17 protein-coding genes are annotated in these 24973 nt (G+C 65.6%); 5 read left to right on the top strand and 12 right to left on the bottom strand.

Annotated elements, in window-relative coordinates; translation table 11 throughout:
- Positions 1–407 precede the first annotated feature (407 nt).
- From ACGFWI_RS24340 to ACGFWI_RS24325, 4 genes are read right to left on the bottom strand one after another with little or no spacing between them, the layout of a single operon-like run.
- Complete coding sequence (locus ACGFWI_RS24340) at positions 408–3668, bottom strand: type I restriction endonuclease subunit R (RefSeq protein WP_393908118.1); 3261 nt, start codon at positions 3666–3668, stop codon at positions 408–410.
- A complete protein-coding gene (locus ACGFWI_RS24335) occupies positions 3665–4855 on the bottom strand; it encodes a hypothetical protein (RefSeq protein ID WP_393908117.1) in 1191 nt (396 codons plus the stop codon). Before ACGFWI_RS24335 ends, ACGFWI_RS24340 begins: the two co-directional genes overlap by 4 nt.
- Positions 4848–6488 carry a type I restriction-modification system subunit M gene (locus tag ACGFWI_RS24330; RefSeq protein WP_393908116.1) on the bottom strand — a complete coding sequence of 547 codons (1641 nt, stop codon included), beginning with the start codon at positions 6486–6488 and terminating at the stop codon, positions 4848–4850. The genes ACGFWI_RS24335 and ACGFWI_RS24330 overlap by 8 nt, the downstream gene beginning before the upstream one ends.
- Before the next feature lie 31 nt (positions 6489–6519).
- A complete protein-coding gene (locus tag ACGFWI_RS24325) occupies positions 6520–8502 on the bottom strand; it encodes a hypothetical protein (protein WP_393908115.1) in 1983 nt (660 codons plus the stop codon).
- A 483-nt stretch (positions 8503–8985) separates the two neighbouring features.
- Between ACGFWI_RS24325 and ACGFWI_RS24320 the strand changes: the two genes are divergently transcribed.
- Positions 8986–9813 (top strand): hypothetical protein, encoded by an 828-nt coding sequence (locus ACGFWI_RS24320; protein WP_393908114.1) that lies wholly within the window; start codon positions 8986–8988, stop codon positions 9811–9813.
- 166 nt (positions 9814–9979) lie between these two features.
- Here ACGFWI_RS24320 and ACGFWI_RS24315 read toward each other — a convergent pair whose 3' ends face one another.
- Together ACGFWI_RS24315 and ACGFWI_RS24310 are read right to left on the bottom strand one after the other, a co-directional pair.
- Entirely contained in the window at positions 9980–10852 is an 873-nt protein-coding gene (locus tag ACGFWI_RS24315; RefSeq protein WP_393908113.1) for an IS3 family transposase, read from the bottom strand.
- The gene (locus ACGFWI_RS24310) at positions 10849–11157 is read right to left on the bottom strand and encodes a transposase (RefSeq protein WP_168478149.1); all 309 of its coding nucleotides are present in this window, start codon (positions 11155–11157) and stop codon (positions 10849–10851) included. Before ACGFWI_RS24310 ends, ACGFWI_RS24315 begins: the two co-directional genes overlap by 4 nt.
- A gap of 232 nt (positions 11158–11389) precedes the next feature.
- Between ACGFWI_RS24310 and ACGFWI_RS24305 the strand changes: the two genes are divergently transcribed.
- Positions 11390–11614: a hypothetical protein gene (locus ACGFWI_RS24305; RefSeq protein ID WP_393908112.1), complete on the top strand. Its 225-nt coding sequence runs from the start codon at positions 11390–11392 to the stop codon at positions 11612–11614.
- Between the two features lie 367 nt (positions 11615–11981).
- Here the strand turns inward: ACGFWI_RS24305 and eccCa are convergent, their stop codons facing one another.
- Together eccCa and mycP are read right to left on the bottom strand one after the other, a co-directional pair.
- Complete coding sequence (gene eccCa / locus ACGFWI_RS24300) at positions 11982–15920, bottom strand: type VII secretion protein EccCa (RefSeq protein WP_393908111.1); 3939 nt, start codon at positions 15918–15920, stop codon at positions 11982–11984.
- Positions 15921–15931: 11 nt separating this feature from the next.
- Positions 15932–17212 carry a type VII secretion-associated serine protease mycosin gene (mycP, locus tag ACGFWI_RS24295; protein ID WP_393908110.1) on the bottom strand — a complete coding sequence of 427 codons (1281 nt, stop codon included), beginning with the start codon at positions 17210–17212 and terminating at the stop codon, positions 15932–15934.
- 1043 nt (positions 17213–18255) lie between these two features.
- Between mycP and ACGFWI_RS24290 the strand changes: the two genes are divergently transcribed.
- Positions 18256–18936 carry a hypothetical protein gene (locus ACGFWI_RS24290; RefSeq protein ID WP_393908109.1) on the top strand — a complete coding sequence of 227 codons (681 nt, stop codon included), beginning with the start codon at positions 18256–18258 and terminating at the stop codon, positions 18934–18936.
- On the opposite strand, the gene ACGFWI_RS24285 is transcribed toward ACGFWI_RS24290, so the two are convergent.
- The 4 genes from ACGFWI_RS24285 to ACGFWI_RS24270 all read right to left on the bottom strand — a co-directional run bounded on the left by ACGFWI_RS24285 (position 18894) and on the right by ACGFWI_RS24270 (position 22950).
- A complete protein-coding gene (locus ACGFWI_RS24285) occupies positions 18894–19202 on the bottom strand; it encodes a hypothetical protein (protein WP_393908108.1) in 309 nt (102 codons plus the stop codon). The genes ACGFWI_RS24290 and ACGFWI_RS24285 overlap by 43 nt on opposite strands.
- Positions 19203–19566: 364 nt before the next feature.
- Positions 19567–20193 carry a hypothetical protein gene (locus tag ACGFWI_RS24280; protein WP_393908107.1) on the bottom strand — a complete coding sequence of 209 codons (627 nt, stop codon included), beginning with the start codon at positions 20191–20193 and terminating at the stop codon, positions 19567–19569.
- A gap of 58 nt (positions 20194–20251) precedes the next feature.
- Positions 20252–22495 carry a WXG100 family type VII secretion target gene (locus ACGFWI_RS24275; protein ID WP_393908106.1) on the bottom strand — a complete coding sequence of 748 codons (2244 nt, stop codon included), beginning with the start codon at positions 22493–22495 and terminating at the stop codon, positions 20252–20254.
- Between the two features lie 2 nt (positions 22496–22497).
- Entirely contained in the window at positions 22498–22950 is a 453-nt protein-coding gene (locus tag ACGFWI_RS24270; RefSeq protein WP_393908105.1) for a hypothetical protein, read from the bottom strand.
- Between the two features lie 791 nt (positions 22951–23741).
- On the opposite strand from ACGFWI_RS24270, the gene ACGFWI_RS24265 reads away from it, so the two are divergent.
- Together ACGFWI_RS24265 and ACGFWI_RS24260 are read left to right on the top strand one after the other, a co-directional pair.
- On the top strand, positions 23742–24077 hold the full coding sequence (locus ACGFWI_RS24265) for a hypothetical protein (RefSeq protein WP_393908104.1): 336 nt from the start codon (positions 23742–23744) through the stop codon (positions 24075–24077).
- Positions 24078–24182: 105 nt separating this feature from the next.
- Positions 24183–24740 (top strand): hypothetical protein, encoded by a 558-nt coding sequence (locus ACGFWI_RS24260; RefSeq protein WP_393908103.1) that lies wholly within the window; start codon positions 24183–24185, stop codon positions 24738–24740.
- The last annotated feature ends 233 nt before the right edge of the window (positions 24741–24973 follow it).

The following is a 24973-nucleotide window of genomic DNA, read 5'->3' as shown; positions in this document are numbered from 1 at the left end:
GGTGAGGGGAGAGGGCTTGGCCTCCGGCTCCGCACGGGCCCGGTGTGACGGAAAAGACGTTAGAGACAGAGAGGTGCCACAACCCACAATCTCAGCGATAACCGGGGTTATCGCAACTGCCAACGCTATGAAGCTAGTTGCGGCCGCATGAGCCCTTCCGCCCATGCCGTCCCGCCCACCACTCGACGTGGCCTCGACCACCAGCGCACAACCAGGGAATCCATCGGGAACAGTCCTCGACCGGACTCACATTCGGGGCACGGCGAGCGCAGGACCGCGGGCAGCCGCTTCTCAAAAGCCTCGTTCACGGCCTCAGGCGGCAGCAGGCAGTGCGGCGCGCGACCGCTTCGAGCGCGCCTCGTCCGACAGGCGGACCATCCCACTTGGTCCGCCCGTCGCGTTCACGGCTACTTCGCGGCAGGCGCCCACAGGGCGGCCACGATCTCCATCTGCTTGAGAACGAGGTCGACCGCCTCGCGCTCTTCCTCCGGCGGGTAGTCGAACATCGCCAGTACACGGCGGATGCGGGTACGGAGCTTGGCGCGTACCGGCTCGCGGGAGAGCCAGTCGACGGAGAGGTTCTTCCGGATGTCCTTCACAAGGGCCCGGGCGATCTCGGCGAGGGTGCCCTGACCGCCTTCCATCACCTCGGCCATATCACGGTGGGCGACCGCGTCGTAAAAGGCCAGCTCGGCATGAGTGAGCGGTGGGTCGAACAGCTCGCCACGACGCGCCTCCGCCGAGACCTCCCTTGCCAGGGCGGCGAGTTCGGCGATGACCTGGGCGCTGGTGAGCTGCTGGAGCATGTACCGCCTCATCAGGTCGTTCAGGCGGTCGGTAAAGCTCTCGTTGCGGACGATGTTGTGCTTGGTCACCTCGCGCATCTTCTGCTGAATCATGCGCCGCAGTGCTTCGGTGACGAGGTGCGGGGTCTCGGAGTTCTCCAGCTTGCGCAGCTGCGCCTCGTTGAGGCGGGTGATGTCCAGCCGGCCGATCCCGGCCTCCGCGTACAGGTCGGTGATCTCGTCGGCGTCGACGATCGAGGCAGCCAACGCCTGGAGGTAGCGCTGAACCTCGGCGCTGAGCGGCTCTCCGCTCGCCTCGCGCTGGGCGGCGTCGAGCTTGATCATCCAGGCCCGGACCTCGCTGAAGAAGGCGATGTCGCGGCGCCAGTCGTCCAGTTCCTCGCAGCGCTCGGAGATCTCGCGGCTCATCGCACAGACGCGGTAGAAACGGTCGAGACGGGCGGCGCTGTCCTTGAAGCGGATGGAGAGCGGCTTGGCTCCGGACTCGACCTTGTTGCCCGGGTTCTTCGGGTCGCGCAGGAAGTCGGCGGTCAGGCGCAGCGCGCGCCTGCGGGAGTCGGGGCGGCCGGTATCGGCGAGCCACTCCCTCCAATGGCAGTTGGCCAGCAGCCCCTTGATAGTCGACAGCTCGTTCTTGACCTCGGTGATCGCCCGCTCGATGTCCGCGCCGAGCGTCTGGTCCTTGCGGTCCTGGTCCGAGTACTCGCGCATGGCTTTGGCGAGGTTGTCGGTAAGCGGCGCGTAGCCGACGAGAAGGCCGTCCTGCTTGCCCCGGAAGCGGCGGTTGACGCGAGCCAGGGCCTGCATCAGGTTGGCGCCCTGCATGGGGCGGTCCATGTACAGGGTGTGGATAGGCGGCGCGTCGTAGCCGGTGAGCAGCATGGAATGGACGATGAGCAGTTCCAGCTCGTCGTCCGCGTCCTTGGCGCGGGCCTGGACGACCTTCTGCTGGGACGGCCGCAGGGCGTGCTTGCGCAGGTGCTTCTCGTCGGAGGGGTCACTGTGAAAGACGATCTTCATGACGCCCTGGTCGGCTTCCTTGCCCACCCATCCCTGCCGACGCTCGGCAAGCGCGTCGAAGAGCGCCACGCAGATGTCCCGCGTCATACACACGACCATCGCCTTGCCGGGACCGCCAAGGTCCGGCTTAACCAGTTCCCGACGCTCCTCCCAGTGGGCGATCAGGTCGTCGGCGAGCTTGGCTATCCGATCGGGGGCACCGTAGACGGTGTTCATCGTCGTGGCTTGCTCGATGGCACGGCGACGCTCGGCGTCGTCCATGCCTTCGGTGACACTGTTGGCCTGCTCGTCGAGCTTGCTCGGGTCGACATCCTTAGGCAGATCGACCTCGATGACGCGCGGCTCGTGGAAGACGCGGACCGTGGCCCCGTCGTCGACAGCCCGCTTCAGGTCATAGATGTCGATGTACTCGCCGAAGACGGCACGGGTGTCGGCCTCAGCCTTGGAGATCGGCGTGCCGGTGAAGGCGAGCAGGGTGGCGCACGGCAGGGCATCGCGCAGGTGGCGGGCATACCCGTCGAGGCTGTCGTAGTGCGAGCGGTGCGCCTCGTCGACGATCACCAGGATGTTCTGACGCTTGGAGAGGAGTGGGTGCGACTTACCGGCCTCCTTCTCCTCCCTGCTCAGGCCGAACTTCTGGAGGGTGGTGAAGACGACCCCACCGACGTTGCGGCTCTTCAGCTCGGTACGCAGTTCTTCACGTGTGTTGACCTGGATAGGCTCCTGCCCGAGAAGGGCCTTGCTGTCCTGGAAGGTGTCGTAGAGCTGGTCATCGAGGTCGTTACGGTCGGTGATGACGACGATGGTGGGGTTGTTCAGGGCGGGGTGGCGGGAGACGAGCGCGGCCGTCTCCACCATCTCCTCCGACTTGCCCGCGCCCTGCGTGTGCCAGACGACGCCGGCCTGCCCGGTCGAGCGGGATGCCTTGACGACCTCTTCCACTGCCTTGTTGACCGCGAAGTACTGGTGCGGCTTCGCGATCCGCTTGCCGGAGAGGGGCTCGCCGGGCTTGGGCGGAGGGAAGTTGACGAAGTTGCGTGTGAGAGAGAGGAATCGGCTCTGTGTGAACAGGCCGTGGAGTGCCAGGTTCAGTGCGTCTAACCCGTCGTAGCCAGGCGTGTTGGTATCGACGCGTTCGCCCTCGTGGTCGACGTTCCAGGGTGCGAAGTGCTCGTACGGCGTGAAGACCGTCCCGTACTTGGCGGTTATGCCGTCCGAGACGAGACAGAGCACGTTGTAGCGAAACGCGATCGGGAACTCCGAGACGTAGGTCTGGAGTTGGGCATGCGCCGACTTGAGGGTCGCATTCTCGTCGGAGGCGCTCTTCAGCTCGACCACGGCGAGGGGCAGGCCGTTCACGTAGAGGACGATGTCGAAGCGGCGGTGGCTGCCGTCGGATTCCCGGACAATGACCTGGTTAACGGCGAGGTAGCTGTTCGCGTCGGGGTCAGTGAAGTCCACGAGGCGCACGGTCGGGGTCTGCTCGGCGCCGAACTCGTCGGTGTAGGTCAGCCGGACGCCGTCGGTGAGGTACTCGTGCGCCTGCCGGTTCTCCGGGTACGCCTCCCGGGAAGTGGGATCGGTAGCGATGCGGAGGGCTTCGTGGACGGCGGTGGAGGTCAGCTCAGGGTTGAGCTTCTCGATGGCCGCTTGGAGCTCGTCGTGCAGGATCAGGTCGTCCCAGTCGCGGCGGTGTCCGGTACCGGGGGCGAGGTCCTTGCCGGCCTTGACCTCCCACGCGAGCTCGCCGAGTTCATCGAGGGCGAGGTGCTCCCAGGTGGACTCGGTCATTTTGGTGTCGAGATGGGCGGGGGTGCACTCGCTGCCACTTTCGGTGGTCATACGGTGTCCTCCACGATCTTCTCGGCGTCACGGACGCGGATCTTGCCGGACATTAGTTGAGGGAGGAGGGTGTCGCGGAGTCCGGCGAGCTTGAGCGACTCCTGCTCTGCGACGAGCGCCCTATTCCAGAGAGGTCCGATTTGAGCGTCGAGTTTCTGCGTCATCGCAGCGTTCGGAGTCAGAACCGACTCGTCAAGGTGACGACGCTGGATATGCCCCATGGTGGTTGCCTTGTCAGCAGCAATCGCACGAAACTCGTCGAGCTTCAACCGGAGAAGCTCCGCGACGAGCCACATCGGGCGATCCTCTTTAGGTACCACCTTAAAAATGTGCTGGTTCACGATCGCTTCGGGACGGAACCATCGCGCCACCGTGAGGGATCCCGACCAGGCAAAAAGAACGTCGCCCGGGCGGGCGAGGTGCTTCTCAGCCACCTCAATGTCGTTGTAGATGGTAGAGCTCCCAGGACCAGAATTGAGCTCGGCAATCCTGACAACCATACGGCCCGTACCGGTCGCATCTTTAGTAAAGGGGCGCCCGTTGATGAACTCCGCAGCGCTGGAGAGCGCCTCTTGACGGAACTCGCCGGGAGCCTCCGCATGCGCCCCCACGCAGTAAGCCGACCTGAGAGAGTCGGCAGTGGCAGCGATCCGCTCGTTAACTGCGATCTTGTCGTCCAGCGCCCCGAGGACACCAACTACGCCCTCTTGCTGCAGCTGAGAGGGGATTCGCAGCTTGAGCGACAAAATGTCACCCAAACTAATAAAATCCGCCATGTCGGTTTGCCCCTTTAGGGCATTTGCCTGAATCCAAAAATCGGCACTCCTGAACCAGTAATAGAGATACCGTGCCACCAGTCGGCCATCCGCGCGCGGCCGAAAATAACATAGCTGTGGGCTGTAGGCAAAGCGTGGGCCTGCGCCCGGAATCAAAGCAACCCGACCCACAGTTCCTTTGACGGTGAGGACAATATCTCCGGGGCGTGAAACCTTTGGACCGAGATCCCGAAAAGGACTCTCCGTGGATGAGCGGGAATCGAACGACCCAATCTTGCCATCCAAGACATCTGCAACCCTCAAAATGGGGAGTGGGTCCCCATCCTGGTTGACCGATCGAGGCCGTCCAGCGCCGACTTCAATCTGATTCTCGTCGACCAGCTCTGCAAGCGAAGCCGTTCGGTCAGCCACCGATCCTCCCCAACTGCTCCCGCACCACCGCATCCAGCCGAGCCGACTCGTCCAACAGCTCGATCAGTTCCTTAGTCAGCCGGGCGATCCGCTCCTCCACCGTCTCCGCGTCCGGATCCTCCTCGGCCTCCGGTGCACCCACATACCGACCCGGCGTGAGCACATAGTCGTTCTTCTCGACCTCCCCCAGCGTCGCGCTATAGCAGTAGCCGGGAACGTCCTCGTACGTAAGGGCCTTGTCCTTCGCCGACTTCGTGCCCCGCCACGCGTGGTACGTGTCGGAGATCTTCTCCAGGTCCTGCTCCGTGAGGATCCGCTCCGTGCGGTCGACCATCGTGCCCATCGAGCGGGCGTCGATGAACAGCACCCGGCTCCGTCGGTCCTCCAGCGCCTTCGTGCCCTGCGGGGACTTGTCCTTCGTCAGGAACCACAGGCACGCCGGGATCGCTGTAGTACGGAACAGGTTGCCCGGCAGCGCGATCATGCAGGACACCAGGTCCGCCTCGACCATCGCTGCGCGAATCTCGCCCTCGCCCGACTGCTTGGACGACATCGAGCCGTTGGACAGGACCACGCCCGCGCTGCCCCGGTCGCCCAGCTTCGAGACGATGTGCTGGAGCCAGGCATAGTTGGCGTTGGACTGGGGCGGAACCCCGTACTTCCAGCGCCGGTCGTCCGTCTTCTTCGCCCAGTCCGACATGTTGAACGGCGGGTTGGCCATCACAAAGTCGGCCTTGAGGTCGGGCAGCTTGTCGTCCGCGAACGTGTCCGCCCAGCGGTCACCGACGCCCTTGGGGTCCATGCCGTGGATGGCAAGGTTCATCTTGGCCAGGCGCCAGGTGCGCTCGTTGGCCTCCTGGCCGTAGACCGCGATGTCGTGCGTGTGGTCCTTGCCGCGCCGCTTCGCGACGAACTTGCCGCTCTGCACAAACATGCCACCCGAACCGCACGCCGGGTCGTACACCCGCCCCTCGTACGGCTCCAGCACCTCGACGATCAGGCGTACCACGCTCGCCGGGGTGTAGAACTCACCGGCCCGCTTGCCCTCGGCACGGGCGAAGCGCTCCAGGAAATACTCGTACGTCTCACCCAGCACGTCCTGTGCCGGACGATCGCCGTGGCCGGTGAAGCGGGCGTCGCTGATGAGGTCGACCAGTTCCTTGAGGCGGTTCTGGTCGACGTTGTCGCGGTTGAAGATCTTCGGGAGGACGCCGGTGAGAGCCTTGTTGGCCTTCATGACCTCATCCATGGCCATGTCGAGGAGCTTGCCGATGCCGCCCTCCGTGCTGGAGGCGTTCTCGGAGATGTGGTCCCAGCGTGCCGTCGGGGGTACCCAGAAGACGTTCTTCTCGGTGTACTCGTCCTTCTCCTCCAGGAAGGCGGCCCTGCGGTGCTCAGGGATCTGGGCCAGCTCGGGGTCGGCGGCCAGTTCCTCGCGCCGCTCGGTGAATGCGTCGGAGACGTACTTCAGGAAGACCAGGCCGAGCACGAACTCCTTGTACTGGGCGGCGTCCATGGAGCCGCGGAGCTTGTCCGCGGCCTTCCACAGGATGTCCTGGATCTCCTTGGTGCTGGAGACACTGAGCAGTTCGCCCTGTCCGGCGGCTGCCGCGGCTCGCTTGCGGGGAGGCATCGTTCCTTCTTCCAACTGAGCAGTTGATGGGCTACGTACGGTTGAAGCGTCGGGTTTGCAGATCGGCGAGGGTGAGCGTGCCGTCCGCCAGGCCGTCGATCGTCAGGCGGCGGGCCTCGGCGAGGGCATTGGCCTGGGCGCGTAGCAGGCGTTCGCGGTGTTCGGTCTCGGCCAGCAGGGCATCGAAGCGCAGCACCTCGTCCGGGTCGAGGTCGGGAAGCTGGTAGTCCTCGATACGGCGGGCGGGGCGTACCGCGCTGGGGCTTCGGGCGGTGCCCCGGGCGGCACCCAGCAGGGCCGCCAGGACGCGCGGGGTCAGCGGGCGGGCGGCATCGAAATTGACGCGCAGGACACGGGCCGGGAAGGCGACCACCGAGAAGCCGTCGTGGTCGACGTATAGGCCGAGGCGGGGCGTGAGGGTGTAGACGACGTCGCCGGGCTCGGTGAGCGCCGCCCGGTCATACTCGGTGGCCAGGACCAGCCGGTCGATACGGCGCACGCCGACGGCCCGTTCGCCCGTGATCTCCTCGGGGCCGAGGACGGCGTGGTGCCCGTCCGCCGTGAGGTGTCGTTCGTCGACCCGGTGGCCCGGGAGCCGGGTCACCCTGCCTCCGGCGGTCAGCTTGCCAAGAGTGGTGCGCCGGGGCAGGCGGCCGACGCGGCGCAGAACGCCTCCCCGGTAGGGGCCCTGCTCGTCCTCGTACGCGCGGGTGTCCGCCGTCGCACGCTCCAGGCGCGCCTCGGCCTCGGCGATCAGGGCGGGGCGCTCCTTGACCTTGTCGGACCAGATCGCGGAGGCGGGCGGCGCGGGTGGAGTCAGCGGGCCGCCGAAGGCCCGGTCCAGGTCGGCGACGAGGACCACGCGGCCGTAGCGCGGGTCGTGAACGTCGAGCGCCCGGGAACCTTCCGCACGCCAAAGGAGGACGTCCTCGGCAAGCCGCATGCGCACCCCCGCCGTGAGCTGCTCGGAGCTGATGTCGGCCAGTAAGACCTTGCCCTCCGCCTCGGAGACGGGACCGCGGGTGAGCGTCCACAGCGCGGGGCGATATCCGGGGCGGAAGGGCAGGATGCCGCCGGGGAGCGCGATGACGGACTCGACGACGTTGTCGCGCAGGAGGGCCGAGCGGAGCTGAGACGCCTCGGTGTCCTTGAGTTCGTCCACGAGCGCGTCGGCCGGCCCCAGAACGAGGGCCGTGCAACCGGGGCGGAGGAGGTCGGCGACGCGCTCGACCTCCGCCAGGGCTGCGAAAACTGAGCGGTCCTCGCCGGGGCAGTATAGGAGCTGGGTGACAACAAGGTCCGGGTCCGCGAGGCATTCTTCCAGGTCAGGGCCGGTCTGAACGTCGAGATCGAGTTCACTGACGCCTGCTAGGAGCAGGCGGCGGCGGGTGATGCGGGCCAGCCGCTCATCGGGGTCGGCGGCGAGGACCGCGACGCGGTCGCGGTCCTCCGTGTCATAGAGGAGCGCTGCGAGCAGGTCGCCGGCGCGGGCGTGCGGGTCGGCCAGGGTGAGGGACTCACCGTGCTCCAGCCGGAGACGAAGGTCGGTGAGTTGGGTGAGGAGGCGGCTTAGCTCGGGGGCGACGGCGTCGGCGGCGAGGGAGTCCAGTCCAAGCCGGGAGCGGGCGGTGAGCAGCCACTCGTACGCGCCGCGCTCGTCGTAGGCGGCCTCGACCAGGTCCTCGGCAAGGCGGGCGAGCGGAGCCGCAGCGGCGTCGAGCGAACGCAGTTCCCTGAGGACGAAATCATCCTCCGCATCGATCCGCTCAGCACGGCGCAGTACGGCGGACCACAGGGCCGTGTCCGCTTCGGCGCCGCTTATGGGTTCGTTCGTGCCACCAGTCAGCGGCCGACCGTCGAGCCGGCGCAGACACAGAAGGCTTCCCAGTGTCTCGACCAGCTGCCACGGCGTGAACCGCCCCCGCAGCGCGATGACGCTGAAGAGAGCCAGCTCGGACCGGAGTTCCGTCGGAGCGGCGTTGCCCAGGCCGGACGCGATCAACCACTCAGCCACCTGGGCACCATCGAACAGCGGTCGTCCCGAGTTCTCGGACACGGCAGCGGGGAAGTCCGGGTGACGACGACGCCAGGTGGTGACCACAGGACGCTTCACCCGGGCAAAGGCGGCGATATCAGACATCGATACCAAGGGGGAGACCGGGAGGCGTTGAATCATGTCCGGCTGGCCAATGGCCATGGTAGGCGTCCCTCCCCCGTCCAGCTCTCATCCCATCAGCCGCTTCGACCGCCAGGCCGAGCCTTGTGGCACTCCGCGGCTCCGCTCCGGGCCTCGCCCGATGCCACAGAACGATACGGCGATTGCGATCCCCGTGTGTACCACACAATTGATAAGGGTGGTTATCAGTCCTAGTCATACCTAGGGCGCTTCATTCGGCGAGGGTGGCCGGCAATGGGACCCAGGAGGCAGCCTGCCCTCATGGCTAGATCACAGAGGACAGGACAGCCTTCGTCATTAGTCTGCGTCCAGGAGAATGGTGTGATCGCCGAAACAGGGGGACATGGAATGGGTGAGCTGGCCAAAGCGGTGGCCGATCTTGAGAAGCAGGTCGAGGACGTCCGCGAGCTGCGAAAGATCATTGAGCGCCTCGACACAGAGATAGCGGTGCGCATGGATGAGATCGAGACGATCGGCAGCACCCTCCTCGATCTTCATGGCGACCTCGACGACCAGATCGCCGAGTACGACTACACAGCCGTCGAGCAGTCCGTCGCATCCCTGCGAGGCCTGGTGGACATGGAGGAGGTCCTTCCCGCGATCGACGCCGTACTGCTGCTCACGGCATTGCGTGATGACGAATCCGTACCCGACCTCACTCTGCCGCTGTCGTCGTTCGAGAATGAGGACTCCTGGGAACATCCTCGCCTCACGCAGGAGGACCTGGATCGCAAGTTCGAGGCCGAAATGGCACGGGCGGAGCAGCGCTGGGAGGAGAGCTGGGCCGACCATGCCTGGGCGGACCCCGACGAACGGGAGTCCCAACGGGCCGAGGACCTCGCCAGGGCCGAGCGGGAAGCCATCGAGAATCGCGCCCACCGGGCAGGGACCCACATCATGGAGCTCGTCGATTACATCGGTGACACGCTATGGCCCGACCTCGTGGAGGCGGTAGAAGCCAGCGACCGGGAACGCGCGGTCCAAGCACTGGCGGCTGCTTGCGCTGGCGCACGGGATACCGAACCCGCCTACAAGCTGTACGAGGTCAACCTCTCAGCCCAGTACGAATCATCACCTATGTCCCTTGGCGCCATGGGCGAGTTCCTGAGCGACTTCGAGACATGGTTGAGGTCGCCCAAAGTCGATTGACCGGTGAAAGTCTGACCTGCCATGCGATGCGCAAGACCGCTGCGTCGCGGCAACGTCCCCTTGACACACCACCAGCCGCGAGCCTCGTCCTCTCCCCGCTCGCCCTGTACGCATGTCACGGAGTGCTGAGCTTGTTCCGCTTTGACGGACACCATTGGTGTGGTGGTCAGGCTGCGAGTGCAGTCTCATATTCGGCGGGACTGCGGTAGCCGAGGCTGCTGCGTAGTCGGTGCAAGTTGTACCAGCCCTCGATGAAATCGAAGATCGCGGTGCGGGCGGCGGCCCGGCTGGGCCAGGCGGCAGTGCCGAGCAACTCTCGCTTGATGGTGGCGAAGAACGACTCGGCGAGCGCGTTGTCCCAGCACTGGCCGGTGCGGCCGACCGACAGCCGGATGCCGAACTGGTCAGCCAGGGAGGCGAATTGCTGACTTGTGTACTGGCATCCGCGATCGGAGTGGAAGATCACCGGACGGGTGGGGCGACGTTGCCGGCAGGCGGCCTTCAGAGCATCGGCGACCAGATCGGTCCGCAGGTGATCGGCTGTCGCCCAGCCCACCACCCGGCGCGAGGCGATGTCGATGACAGTGGCCAGGTAGAGCCAGCCCTCCTCGGTCGGGATGTACGTGATGTCGCCGCACCAGCGAGCGTCGAGGGCCGCTGCGTCGGGCCGGAAGTCGCGGACAACGAGGTCGGGCCGCACGGCAGCTCGTGGATCGGGGGTCGTGGTCGGGTGCCGCCGTCTGCGGTGCCGGCCCTGCAGCCCGGCGGCCCGCATCAGCCGGGTGACGCGGCGACGGCCGCATCCGGAGCCCTCACGCTTCAGTGCGGCGTGGATGCGTGGGGAGCCGTAGGTGCCGCGCGAGTGCTCATGGACTTGCGTGATCTGGTCGGTCAGCTCGGCGTCGCGGGCTGCCCGCGGGCCGGGAGTACTGGTGCGGCGGGCGTAGAAGGCGGTTCTGGAGACCTTCAGCAGTTCACACGCTCGCTTGACGCTGTGGCCGCTCTGCTTCTCCGCCTCGATGAACGGGTGCACCGTCACCGGGTCTCCTTCGCGAAGAAAGCCGTGGCTCGCTTGAGGATGTCGACGTCCTCGCGCAGTCGGCGGTTCTCACGCCGCAGCGCGGCCAGTTCCTCGCGTTCGCTGCTGGTCAGGCCTTCGCGCTCGCCCGCGTCGACCTCGGCCTGGCTGACCCACAGCCGTACTGCCGTCTCGGTCAGATCGAAGTCCTTGGCGATCTGACCGACCGATCGGTCACCGCGCCGGCACAGCTCGACGATCTCGGCCTTGAACTCCGGCGTGAACGAACGGCGAGGGCGAGGCTTCTTCTTCCCCATGCTCTCCATGATGGACATCCTCCCGGGGCAGAACCCCTGATCTCTGATGTCCGTCAAAGCGGATCAAGCCCAGCATTCCGTACCTGCGAGCTGTGGGGCGTAGGGAGTGGCCCGCAGAGGATCCGGACTCGCTCACGGTGATGCGGACGCGGTTGCAGCGGATCGCGGACGGTGACCTGTACTGAGCGGCGCATGGTGACGCAGCCGTGGTCAGTTTCGTCAGAGCTGCGCACGATCCCCGATGTACCTCGTCATCTCGCAGGCCATCCGCGAGATTCCGGCGAATTTCACGCACAGTTTGGTATCGGTACCGGTGTCGAATCTGCCCCACCTATGGCTGAGCGTACTTCCGACCCGGTGTGCCTGCGCTGTGCTGAAGCGCCGCCCATTCATGAAGACGCTGACCTGCCGGTGCTTCGTCCCCCGCGAAGGGTTGGTCCAGATCGCCGTCACGGAATTCAAATGATTGCGACCCTCCAGGCGGATACAGACCTGAGGCCCCGAGAAGTGGTGCGTACAAGCACTGGTGTCAGCCGCAGCCGGGACCGCGGTCGCAAAGAGGAGCAGCACCGATACCATCACTAGAGGGATGGAACGTTTCGAAACCGGACCAGATGTCATGAACGTCACGCTTGCTCAACGCGCTGTCGGCACGAAGGCATCGCCGCCTTCACTGCGATCACTCAACCAGCCGAGCACCCGGCCCCCACAAGCTGACCTGCCCTGGGACGACTTCAAGTCTCCGAACATGCCCCAGCACAGCTACAGCAGTTCCGAACAGACCTGCCGGACGCCATCCGACACATGAACCGGGTGGTGACCTTCGGCAAGGCTCACGAGGCCGTTGGGAGGAATCCGATCTGCACGAGCCCGGTGGGGCCCCGGCGGGGAACGAACTGCGCCCGGCCCGGGGGCATGGGCGTGGCCTTGGTAGTGCCGATGAGCGGCCCTTCTTCGGGGTCGCCGGAGAGGATGATCCCTTGGGCGCCGAGTTCTTTGAGGCGTCGGGTGACGGGTTCGAAGGTGGCGCGGGCGGCGCCTGCGGTGGAGCGGGCCACGATGACGCGCAGTCCGATGTCGCCGGCGTAGGGCAGGTACTCGGCGATGGCCTCGAGCGGGTTGCCTGAGGGCAGGGCGACAAGGTCGTAGTCGTCGATGACGACGAAGACCTCAGGCCCCTGCCACCAGCTACGGGCACGCATCTGTTCGGCAGTGGTGTCTTCGGTGGGCATGCGAGTGCCCAGCAGCGGACCGAGCTGCGCCAGCCCCCGTTCCAGGGAACCGACGGCCGGCGCATAGTGGAGGACATGGTCCTGGGGAAGATGCCCGAACAGGCCGCGCCGGTAGTCGCCGACCAGCAGCAGCGCTTCATGTGGCTGATGCTGGTCGGCGATGCGCTGGGCGATCAGGCGCAGGAGTGCGGACTTTCCTGATTCGCTCTCGCCGTAGATGACCAGGAGCGGGTCGGTGTCGAAATTGACGTACACCGGGGAGAGGGTGGCTTCCTCGACCCCGATGGCGCAGCCGAGCTCATGCGTTTCGCTGGCCTTGGGCAGGTCGTCCGCGGACAGCCGGTCGGGAAGCATCCGGACGGGTGGGCACACCGACCCGGTCCAGTGAGCCTCGATCTGCGCCACGAGCTGCTCGCTGCTCCATGCCGGGCTGTCCACGGGGCCGGAGTCGGGGTTGTCGAGGTGGGGTAGGGCGGTGACGAAGTGGAGCCCTCCTGCTGCGAGGCCGTGGCCGGGGCGGTTGATGGGGATGTTGCGGGCGCGTTTGCGGTCGTGTGCGGAATCGAGCGGGTCCGCCAGGCGCAGTTCCAGGCGAGCGCCGAACTGGTCGGTGAGCGCGGGCCGCATCTCGTTGTACCGGGAAGCCGCGACGAAGAGGTGGACACCGTAGGCGAGACCGCGCAGCGCCAGAGCTTCTATGTCGGGGACCAGGTTCTCCCACTCACGTTTGAACGCGGCCCAGCCGTCGACGACCAGGAAGACATCGCCCCACAGATGGTCGTCGTAATGGCCATCCGCGCGGCGTGCGCGGTACGTCTGCATGGAGTCGATGTGATGGGCGTGGAAGAACTCCTCCCGCTCACGGAGGATGCCCATCACCTCGGCAACGCTCCGCCGCACCTTGCCGGCCTCCAGCCGTGACGCGACGCCTCCGACGTGCGGAAGTCCGGCGAGAGAGAACAGGCTGCCGCCGCCGTAGTCCACGCAGTAGAACTGCACTTCTTTCGGCGTGTGCGTCAACGAGAGCGACAGTATGAGTGTGCGCAGGAGGGTTGATTTCCCCGAGCGGGGGCCTCCGATGACGACGACATGACCGCCCGGACCGGAAAGGTCCTGAGTGAGGATGTCGCGACACTGTTCCAACGGCTTGTCCGCCATTCCGAGCGGAATGGTGAGACTCAAGGTCTGCGGGTCAGCTGCATGCAGACCACGTTCGGCTGTGATCGACATGGGTGGCAGCAGCTGACCGAGGGAAGGGGAAATCTCCAGCGGCGGCAGCCAGATCTGCCGTGCGGGTGTCCCCTGCCCTGCCAGGCGATCGACGATGACATCCAGGACGGTCTCGGCGGGTGCGGTCGATGCCTGCGGATTCGCCTCCTGCTCCGAGGCCGGCGCGTCGAATGTGGCGCAAGCCGACTCCGCTGTGAAAAGCACGGGGGACCGCTCGACGACACGCTGACCGACCACTGGAGCGGCGGCGGCATGGTGCGGGCCGGATACGTAAGCGGACTTGAATTGTGTAGCGGGTTCGGTGCCGTGCTGCAAGAGCCCGGCACCGGGGACCGAGGGCAGATGGTAGGCGGCCGGGGTGCCGAGTGCGGCGCGGGACTCGTCAGCGGAGAAAGTACGCATGACCAGCCGGTAGGACAGGTAGGTGTCCAGGCCGTGCAGTTGTCCCTCCTCCAGACGCTGGGTGGCCAGCAGCAGATGTATTCCCAGGGAACGACCGATACGGCCGATCTGCAGGAACATCTGGAGGAAGTCGGGCCGGGAGGCCAGCAGCTCGCTGAACTCATCCAGCACGATCAGCAGGGACGGTAGAGGCTCCAGCTGGGCGCCCGCAGCCCTTGCCTTCTCGTAGTCGTGGATGTTGGCGAAATCGCCGCTGGAGTGAAGCAGTTCCTGGCGCCGTGTCAGCTCGCTGGTGACCGCATCGTGCATACGATCAACGAGTGCGAGGTCCTCTACGAGATTGGTGATCAGCGCCGCTACATGTGGCAGGTCGGCCAGGCCGGCGAATGTCGCCCCGCCTTTGAAGTCCGCCAGAATGAAGTTCAACGTCTCCGACGAGTGCGTGGCGGCCAGGCCCAGGACCAGCGTACGCAGCAGCTCGGACTTACCCGAGCCGGTGGCACCCACACACAGGCCATGCGGCCCCATGCCGCCCTGGGAAGCCTCCTTGAGGTCCAGCGCCACGGGCGCGCCGTCTCCATCGACACCGATGGGTACGCGCAGCCGGCCCTGGGGGCCGCGCGGGCGCCACGCCTGCGTCACATCCAGCGACGCTGGTGCGTTGATGCCCATCAACTCGGCGAAGTCCAGGTCGCCCACCAGCGGATCCACGTCTTCCTCGGCGTGGCTGCGCAAGGGAGCCAGCGCACGGGCCAACGCCACCGCCTCCGTGCCCGACAGGACATCCGGAACACCCTCGTATGCCGCGCCGGCCCCGGACTCCAGACGCAACTCGCCCGGCGAGACGGTCAACACCGACTGCCCATAGCCGTCCCTTGCAAGGTCGCTGCCGGGCTCGACCTCGAGAACGGTCATGCCCAGGCGCTCCTCCCAGCCGACGTCCGCCCCGTGCTCCTTCAACACGACCACGTGCGGCCGGTCGAGAAGCGGCTGGGCATCGCGCTGAAACTCTGGTCGCGTAGCGAGGTCTTCGGCCAGCAACTCCTCAAGGGCGTCCAACGAGCGGCACACCAGGAGCCCCGGCCCGGTCCCATCCATAGCTATGTGGTGCTGGACGTGCGGCAACCACTTGACCCAGTCCCACTCCGGCAGTGCTCCCGGCGCCGCGACCACCGCGATCCGTAGGTCGGCAGGCGAATGCAAAGCCGCCAGCTGGCACACGATCGCCCGCACCGTCCCATAGACGGCTTCCGCATCGCCTCGGATCAACAGTCGTGGGAAGGCACGCAGCGAAACGGCCAGAGGCAGGTCATCGAGCTGCCCGTAGGCGGCCAGGAATTGCCGCAGCGCATACTCAGCCAGCGGATCCCACTCGTCGGCCGGCTCTGCCCGGGGCACTACCAGCCTGGTAGCAAGCTTCTGCGGGCCCCGCCCGATACGTACCTCAGCGAAGTCGTCATCGGCCGGCCGCCGCTCCCACAGACGGCGGCGATGCGCAACAACGGCCCACAACTGGGCCGGCTCGGGGAAGGCGTAGCACTCCGAACGCCGTTGCCTGCGCGCGGTCTCCCGCACCTCCTCCCGGGCGCGCGCAAGGTGCCTCAGATAATCCCGCCGTTCCCCATTCATGTACGTAGCCGGTCCACGCAGGGCCCGCACGATCTGGGCCAAGGCCATTACCAGCGTGGAGACCACCATCACGGCGCCCATCACCCTCATGAACGGGTGCGAGCCCGGAAGGAAGAAGAACGCCGCGGATCCGCCCATCCCCATCATGGGCATCAGCATCAATGCGACCGACTCGCTCCCCTTTCGGGGCAGCGTGGGCGGAGCCTTCAGCCGAAGCTCGCCCTTGGAATATTCAGAAGGCAGCGTCCGGACAGGACGCTTGACGGTAACGGTTGCCAACGGGCGCCCGGCTACTGCCCGAAACCCGAGCCGGGCCGCTGCCCGTCATACGGCGGCGGGGCGCCTCCCGGTGGCGGCGGAGCCATATATGCGCCGGGAATGACAGGGGGCGCAGGCGGGACGACAGGGCGGCGTCGCCGGATCACCACCACGGCCAGAGCAGCCATGAGTCCCAGGGCCACCACCCCCGCGACAGCCGCTACGACGTACACCGACCGGTCTCCGCTGGAGGAGGTGCTGGGCTTGGCGGATTCGGCCGGAGCGGCTGCGGAGGGGGTGGGCGAGGGTGCGGGCAGGGGCCCGTTCTTTGATCCGGCAGGAATGTCGGCGGTCAGCGCACTGTAGGGGCGGATGAAGCCATAGCCGTAATGCTTGTCCGGAACCTTCAGGCCGGTCGCCGATTCCGGCAGCTTCGCCGTCTTCACGAGGCGGTTGGCGATCTGACCCGCCGTGAGATCTGGAAATTTCGCACGAAGGAGAGCGGCGGCTGCCGAAACGTAGGCCGTGGAATTGGAGGTTCCACTCCCTCCGCCGTACTGGCGGCGCGGCCCCGCGCTCACCACGTCCACGGCGGGCGCTGAGAGCAGAACGTGTGGCCCGTAGTTGGACTTGTCCCAGACCTTCCCGGAGGAGTCGACACCGCCCACTGAGATCACACCGGGATAGCTTGCTGGATAGTTTGGCGTGCCAACGCCGTCATTCCCGGACGCGGCCACAATGACGGCGTCTCTCTCCTGCGCATACCGGATGGCGTCATCCATGCCGGGGACCTTGAACTCATCCCCCAGGGACAGGTTGATGACCGACGCACCATGGTCCACGGCGTAACGAATCGCTTGCGACACCGGAGCATCACCTTTGCCGGTGCCGACACCCAAGCCGTCGTCCGTATTGACGCGCAGAGAAAGGATTTTCGTGGCAGGGGCCAGTCCCATGATGCCGGCTCTACCACCTGGCCCGTGGCCATGGCCTGCAATCAACGACGCCATGGCGGTGCCGTGTACATCCTCCTTCTCGCGGTCGGCACGGCCGCTGCCCTTGAGGAAGTCCTTGCCTGGCAACACATTGCCTACAAGATCGGGATGAGTCCCGTCGACGCCAGAGTCGACGAGGGCGACGGTCACCCCTTTTCCCGTGGACACTTTCCGAATGTCATCCACATCGAAGGAGGCCACAGCCCACTGCCGATCGCGAATGGAATCAGCGACTGCAGGAGGCGCCAACTGCACGACACCGGCCCCACATAGCAGCACCGCCCCACCCGCCGACCGGACCCACCGCTTGAACGTCACGCCCTGCCGCTTCCTTCCGAACTGTCCGGCCCCAAATCACGCTCCTGCTGCACCGGCGCCTCAGTATCACCGCGCTCCTCAGAGGACGGCACCCCGATGACTCCAGGCACCACGTCGCGCTGCGGAACCCAGGTCTCCTCATCCTCGACCAAGTAGTCCGGCCTCGATGAACCCCGCCGCTCCCGGTCCTCACGGCCCGAGCGTCCACCAGGCGGTACACCCATTGGGCCCCGACCTCGCGAAGACGGTCCCGAGCCGCTGTTGAGGCCGCCACCACGACTGCGATGCAGACCCGAGCCTCCCTGGGCGCCCTTCCCCGGCGCACCTGGCTTGGCCGGCTCTCCGACGACACCGCCGGGACGCCGCGTCAGCCCACCCTGGCGCCCACGCGCACCCCCGGAGCCGGACGCACCAGAGCCACCCGTACCACCGATCGGTGGCCGCGCCCCCTGGCCCGTCCGATCAGGGGCCCCCGGCGCAGTAGACCTTCCCGAACCCGCACGACCACCTCCAGGAGTCGCTCCCGGCACCGGCGAGCCGGGGCGTGCCGGCCTGCCGCCGAGCGGACCACGCCCGCCACCAAGCGGCAGACCACCAGAAGGCACGCCTGACTCGCCGGTCCCCGAACCGAAGTCACGAGGGGCTCCTCCGACCACCGGACCGCCAGAGCCTGCGCGCGACGGGCCGACGGGCCTCGGAACCCCTCCTCGCACACCATCCAGCGACGTACCAGGACGCGGTGCCTTCGGTGCAGAGGGATGCACCACCGGACTGGCAGAACCCCCCTCGCTGGGCGCACCGTTCGTCCTCACCGGGCGCGGCGATGTCACCCCGCCTGAAGCAGACGTACCGCTCATCGTCTTCGTGCTCGCCGAACTGGAGCTGCCCTTCCGCGGACTCGCAACACCGGTACCCATGGATCCCGCGACCGCAGGCGGTGGCACGGTCCTGTCCGGTGGATCGATCGGCTTCCACCGCTCGCGATGGGGCTTACCTGCCAAGTCCTGCGCCTTGACGTTGTAGGAGGCCCCAAGCTTTTCCATATGGCTGGCGGCCTGCAAGGCGATCTCCCGCCCGCGGGAGAGGCTGCCGGCATGCTTCGCGAGAGCATCTTTTGTGCTCATGCCCTTGGCGACGTCCTTGTTGAGACCCTCGTCGCTCCGCTGCCCGCCATCAGCCACCCAATCCGCACCATCCTTGATCTTCGAACCGATGGCATGGAGAACTCCGCCGCTCCCCTTCTCCTCACCCACGGTGTCCTGCAAGGCCATAACAGCGGTTTTCGCCTCGCGAAGGTCACTCGCAGCGGACCTCAGAGTATGGGAAGTATTTTTCGCATAAAGCGCGCCATGCTTGAGGCTCGTGCTCAAGATCTTTGCCCGCGCGGCGAAGGCATCGGCCGCCGCGCCGTGCCAGTGCTCCCGAACATCTGCCACAGCCTTGTCCAGCAGATCCCGCACACTGCCATCGGGCGCATCGCCAGCCATCTGATCATGGACATGCATCCAGTGATCGGCGATCTCTTCAACCTTGCCCGGCTGTGCGTCCTGCACCATGCCCTTCAACTTTTCGAGCGTATGGCTCGAAAAGTCTGTGTGGTGCCCGCCCCCACGACTACTCATTCCCGTCCTCCCCCGTTCTCTCGCCCCACGCGCGTGATGGCGAGAGACCTCTCTATTTATCAGCGCATCGACGCGCGGACGTCTTGCTCGCGACTGTCGTAACCACTCAGCACCACTGAGGACTTCTGACTCACCTCAGCGATCATGCTCTTCAGCTCGGTGACCATGGCGGCAATCTCCTGCTTCATCTTGCCGTGCGCACCCCTCAGCGCAGTCTCCTCGCCGAACCCCTGCCCCAGGTAGCCCTCCGGCAGCTCTGTCTTGTACTCCGCGGTCGACCCGACCCCGCCCATGGCGTCCACCAGCGAGTTGAGCCGTGTGATCACCTGCTGCAGCGCACTCAGATCGACGCGATATTCCTCAGTCACCCGAAATCCCCCGGTCCTCACAAAACACTCGCCCGGCACCCATGCCACAGCTAATCCATGTAACCCTTCGCCGGGAACGCGCGTCAACCACGGCCGTTCCGACCCTGAAACGCATCACGTTCTGGCCGAATATCGACTCAGATCTGGCTGCTTTGCGCCCGCTCACTCAGGCGAGACTCTCCTTGGCAACGGCCAGTTTTCGAGCTGACGCTGGGGAAATGCCCTCAAGAGGCCGGTCGGGCTCGGCCTCGACTTCTTTGACCGTGAGGCACGGGCCCCTGATGCGACCACAGTCCAAGGTGACACGCACTCAGGGGGGAGGGGGATCCCCCCTGCCCGCTCCGAGGTAATGCCACCGCCGGACTCAGCCGACGCTCCTCACCTTGGGCGCACCGTCCGGGATGTTGAGAGGCTCCTTGCATCTCATGGTGGAGTGAGCGTGCTCAGCGACCCGGGAGGCAAGGTAAGCGAGATCCTGGCGGCGTTTGTCGTTTTCCTCGACGGCAGACCCGGAGGCATGTGCTACGACGGCAACGTAAGTCGTAATGGCTTTGCCGTCGTCGTTCTTGGGTTGGTTCCGGGGCAAGGTGCACGGCACATGTATGGCGGCGTCCTTGTTGTAAGACACAGCGCGGTCGCCAGCATCGAAGGCCATTTTCGGCCCGGCTGCACCGGGGATTTGCGATTTCGTGAATCGTTCCCAGTCTGCGGTCGAGCCTCGCTCAAGGTTTGCAGTGACTCGAAGGGCCTGGGTACGGCCAGCCGATACAGTGCAGTTTTCAAGAAGGGAGCCATCCCGTGCGTAATCCACCCACGAGGAAGTCACGGATGGATTACTTGGGATATTCCGGGTGACGGGGCCAACGTCGGTGGATACCACAGTACCCCCACAGATATCGGCCACATCATCGGTTGCGTTCGGGCTCAGCAGGGTGCGCTCCACCGCCAGGGTGCCGCCGACACCCACGACAAGGGCGGCAAGCACCGTCACCAAGTGCCGCCTCCGAGGGGCGCGCCGCGCTGCGTCTTCTTGTCGAGCGGGCCTGTTGTCAGGAGCCGGCGTTGTCATTGGTGTTGCCCTTCACGGAGACGAAGCCGAGTGAGTTGCCGTCCTCAGCTCCGCGTTGTATGGCGGCCTGTATGTCTTGTCTTGACAGCCCCGAGGGATGGTTCGCGTTGGCCAGGGAAGCAGCGCGCTCGGTGACTGTGCGCAGAGATTCCTGATTCTTCTCCATCTCGCCGGCGGCGCTGTAGAGGGCATCTCCCCTGGGGTCGCGCACGAATCCCCCGGTGATGGAATCGATGAGCCTGCCACTCACATCTCCCGCCGCGGCACCGACGAGTGCCCCTCCGATGGGTGACACGATGTGGCTGGTGCCGACGCCGACGCCGATTCCGACGATGGTCTTCGCCCAACCGCCGCTGTCGGCCAGCGCCTTGTTGAACTTCGAGTCGTTGTCCACGGCGCCCTGAACAACTGCATCCTTGCGCCCGTTGTCGATAATGCTTTCGATCTGGCCGCCCCGACGAGTGACCTCTTCCAGGGTCTCCGAGTTGGTCCTGTCGTTAGCTTCCGGGTGGGCGAAATGATAGTTAAGCACTTCACTGGTGTACTGGGTCTGGCCGTAGTTGATACCGGCGAACCCGTCTGGGTCCTTGCCCAGCGTGTACAGAAAACGGGTTATATCGCGCGTCCCATTCCCTTCAGGGAACAGGAGCGGAGGATTCTTCCCTCGTGGGTAGAGCGAGTCGAGCTCGCCATCGGAGGTACCGTCATCGCGCCCTCCGGAAAGCAGGTGGTGAATGTCCGGCATATATTCGGCCGACATCCTGCCGAGGCTGCCGCCCATGCCGTCGTGGATGGTGCTGTCGTCTTTGGAGACGGTGGTGATGACCTTGCTCATCACTTCTGCCTCCTCCTTGGTGTGGGGAGCACCGGGCCCGGGTGGAGTGCCGAAGTCATGGCCGGTCGACGCTGCCTCCAGGGCGTGGCCCAGGGAGCTGTAGCCCGCGAGGCCGTCCTTGGTGTCCCCGTCCGGCGTCGAGTCGTCCGGCCAGACACGGTCCTTCATCAGGTACTCGAGATCCTTGTCGGACCCGAAAAAGCCCGTGGATGCCTTGTGGTTGTGGCCGAGCGCCTCCATGAATCCGGTCATGGGGTCGTTTCCCCGGTCGTTGGAGCTGCCGAAGTTCAGATCGGACTCGGTTTGGTATGTCCAGGGATTGGGGGCACCCTTGATCGTCGGATTGAAGTTCCGATCCGTGTCAAGCAGTTTCTTCCCGTAGTCCTTGAGGAAGTCCGAGTCGTAATTACCGTGCCGCATCAGGTTGCTCATCACCTGGAACCCGTACGGGTTCGCCGCGTCGCCGGAGCCAAGCCGCCGCGGCCCCAGATCGAGCATCTCGCTCTTCCAGTGCTTCATAGCGGCGCTGTCGCTGTGGGTGGCGGTGCCCAGCGTGGTGCCCAGATTCTCCTGCAAGTGCTTGAGCAGGGCGCGACGCTCTTTGTCGGGCTCGGCCGAAGGCTGGTAGGGCTTCTGCTCCGGATCGGCCACCTTGGCCCAGAAATCCAGGGCTCCCTTGGGTCCCATGCCGACAGCGAGCCGCTCCGAGAACTCCTTGTCATGCTCCTTGACTTCAAGGATGCGATTGAGCTGGCTGAGCTGCTTGTCAGAGAGCTTGCCGCCACTCTTGGTCAGCGCCAAGGCCTGATCGGCTTCGGCCGCGTCGAGTGAGGTGTGGACCTTGGTGTTGAACCCGAGGTTCTTCGCGCCGTTCGCATCACGACGCAGCGCGTAATTCAGTCCCTCATCGGCAACGGTCGCACGTTTGACCACCGAAGCGATGCGTCCTCGCAACGCCTGAATCTTCTCGTCGCGCTGCTTGAGGTACGTGTGATCGGGATCAGCATTGCGTCCTGCGCTGCGAGTGGGGTCGGCGTCGACAATGGTCCCGTCCTCGGTGACCTTGAGCTTGTCGGCCGGGGCATCTTCCTCCACGATCCGGCGAAGCTGCTTCTGGAGGGTATGGAGCTCCTCATGCGCGTCCTGGAGGAGTCGCGCGATGTCGCGAGATTCTTCGGTTGCAGCCTGGTACTGCTTACGCAGCTTGACAAAGGCAGTCTGAGCCTTATCGGCGGCCTCGCCCTCCCAATCGGCCTTTAAGAGATTGGCAACGCGCGCATCGAATGATTCAGTGAGACCCTGGTACTTCTTCGGCACGAGATGCCATTCGTCGGCAGCCGCTTTGAGCTTGCCGAGGTCGGCGTGCATGATGTCAGAGAAATCGACCATTTTCACTTGCCCCCGTGGTTGATCGATTTCATCCGGGCCTGTTCTTCCCGATCGGTATCCTTGTACGCCGTAGCGGTGTTGTGCAGGTTTGCGCACGCATCAGACAGCTGCTCGCTGAAGTTGACGGCTTCGTCCGCCCATCGCGCTCGCATGGCGCCAAGCCCGCCCGCACTCTCCCAGCCTTGTAGGCCGATGACCGAGCCATCGGTCGCGTTCAGGGCACCCAACCCCACCTGGTCGGTGTCGGAGCGGATCTCTTCCAGGGCGTTCTCCGCCTTGGTAAGCGTGGCGACGTGCACAGACGCATGCCCGCTCCCTGCGCCAGCGTATCCGTCGATGTTGGCCGAGTTGAGCTGCATGGCGACGTTCTGCGTCCGCGCAGCATCAGTCAACGTGCCATCAGAGTTGTAGCGGAAGGGATTGAGCCGACGGTCCCAGTCCTCGTTGTAATTCACATGCCCCCCGTATCGCCAGTGGATTCGACGCTCTGTTGAGCTAGATCACTGCGACGCGCCAGCGTAGCCGAGAGCCTCGCGCTGAGGTAGCGGCGCCGCTGTCCACCGCCTTGCTGCGCGCGAGGCGTCGTCACTTATCAGCCAGAGCCCCAACACGCCCCTCATCGGCGGACTGGCCGGCACTGTGCTGACTCCGAGGCAGGCGATCGGGTGACCTGCCGGAAAGACATAGAAGCACGCCTTGCCGAGCACCCTGGAACGAGTACTCACGAGGCAAACCGCCGCAGGCGGGACAGAAATCCGTCGATGCCAGCGAGTTCGGGGCACCGTGCCTCCCGGCACGCGGCGGCGCACCTCGGCGGCTGTCAGTAACGCATTCGCCGGACCAGTCCGGCAGCACCCTGGCGCGTCTGGTTCCAGCGCGTGGGAGAGAGCAGCCACCGGCGAGAGCAGGCCGTCACCGCCGACGGCCGTGCAACCGCGGCCCGGATCGCCGGAACGGCCATCGGCGCCAGCTCCGCGATCTGCCCATCGCGCAGCGCCCCTACGGCCCAGAAACTGCAAATGCCCATAAGTGCGTTTCGTCTCCTCCAGACCCAAACGAGAATCAGCACGGTGGCTGTACAGGTCGTGATCGCCGCCCCGTGAGGGCGGTCGTCGCATGCCGTACGACTCGATCCGCACTCCGGGCGCCGGCGGCAACCCTGACAGTCAGTCCCGCGCGCTACCGACCATCTACGCGCCTGGCTCGCTGACGGCGAGCGCATGTGGCATCCAAACTCTCCAGATCAGTGGCAACTATGGTGCCTCAACTGGTCTTCCATAGCCTCGACACACCGGATCAGGCTCCGAACGACGACATCGTCCAGCGCGTCATCTACCGCACCGACCTGCCCTACCGCGCCGAACACAGCTCGATCCGTTACCCCGCAGAACTCAACCGGCGTCCTACCACCATGGGCGCGCTGGGCCCGTACGTCAGCCTCATCTGCGGCCACCAGGACTACATCGAGAACTGCGTCCTGCTCTCCGCCGTGCAAGCCGTGGGCTCCGCAGCTCGCCTCCGCGAGATCCGAGCAGGCGCCTACACCTACGTGCACCGATTCCGACACCGCGCCACCAACTAAGGGGGTGCACACGGCCGACGCACCAAACTGGAGACCATCTCCGCCGGGCTGAGCCAACTCGAAGTCGAACTCAGCTACAGCGTCGAGGCCAGCGGAGAAATCGGTGTGCTTGTCCCCGCCCTACGCGTCGACAGCTTCCATCAGGAACTGTTCACCGCCATAGGAGTCACCCATCGCGCAGCCACCATCGGACACATGCTCAACCGCCTGGGCAACGCCATCGCCGCTGAGCTGACCTCGGTCGAAAGCATGGAACGGCGCGCCGCCGACCGCCGCCGCGTCCGCACCGTCGTCGCCGTCACCTTCGTCACCACCGTCAGCGGAACCCTCGGCCTGCCCTTCGGCTTCCTCGACATCAACGCCCGCCAAGTCGACGAACACCGATCCATGTTCGACGACCACTACACCCCGATCTACGCACTGATCATGACCATCCTCCTCTGCGCCTTCGCGATCTTCACCGGCATTCGTCTCCAGGAACGCTGGGAAGAGCGCCGGGACCGCAGCACAACACGCACCTGGGAAGGCACGCACCGTCTCCTGGCCCGCGAAACCGGCGCTGTCGTCCTCGACCCAGAAACACCGCCCTCTCCGCCCCGGCGCCTCCCTGGCTCTCGCCGTCCGGATACCAGAACCCAGCCCCCACGCACCACGCTCCGCTGACGCATCCGCCGGTTGTTCGAGCCTGTACCCCCACCACCGTGACTTCGCCTTGTTCGCGATGGCTACGACAAGGAGTCTGTAAGGGCCCGTCAATCGAACGGTGGTCCTGGCACCGCGCCAACGGTTTGATAGAACGGAAGCCAGCCACCTCGGGACCCGGTACGGTCCGGGTCGAGAACCGGAGGAGGAACGATGCCCACGACGGTGGTGGGGCTCCGGTTGGGACGCGGAAG

Source organism: Streptomyces sp. NPDC048434 (genome assembly GCF_043200375.1).
GTDB lineage: Bacteria > Actinomycetota > Actinomycetes > Streptomycetales > Streptomycetaceae > Streptomyces.
Note: the sequence above shows the minus strand (reverse complement) of the source record. Positions and strands in the feature narration are given on the sequence as shown.

Bases quoted from the DNA above. Each gene is read 5' to 3' on its own strand.
- ACGFWI_RS24290 (WP_393908109.1), top strand. From the start codon at position 18,256: ATGGCTGGCGGCCTGCAAGGCGATCTCCCGCCCGCGGGAGAGGCTGCC.
- ACGFWI_RS24305 (WP_393908112.1), top strand. From the start codon at position 11,390: ATGTACCTCGTCATCTCGCAGGCCATCCGCGAGATTCCGGCGAATTTC.
- ACGFWI_RS24310 (WP_168478149.1), bottom strand. From the start codon at position 11,157: ATGGAGAGCATGGGGAAGAAGAAGCCTCGCCCTCGCCGTTCGTTCACG.
- ACGFWI_RS24275 (WP_393908106.1), bottom strand. From the start codon at position 22,495: ATGGTCGATTTCTCTGACATCATGCACGCCGACCTCGGCAAGCTCAAA.
- ACGFWI_RS24340 (WP_393908118.1), bottom strand. From the start codon at position 3,668: ATGACCACCGAAAGTGGCAGCGAGTGCACCCCCGCCCATCTCGACACC.
- ACGFWI_RS24330 (WP_393908116.1), bottom strand. From the start codon at position 6,488: ATGCCTCCCCGCAAGCGAGCCGCGGCAGCCGCCGGACAGGGCGAACTG.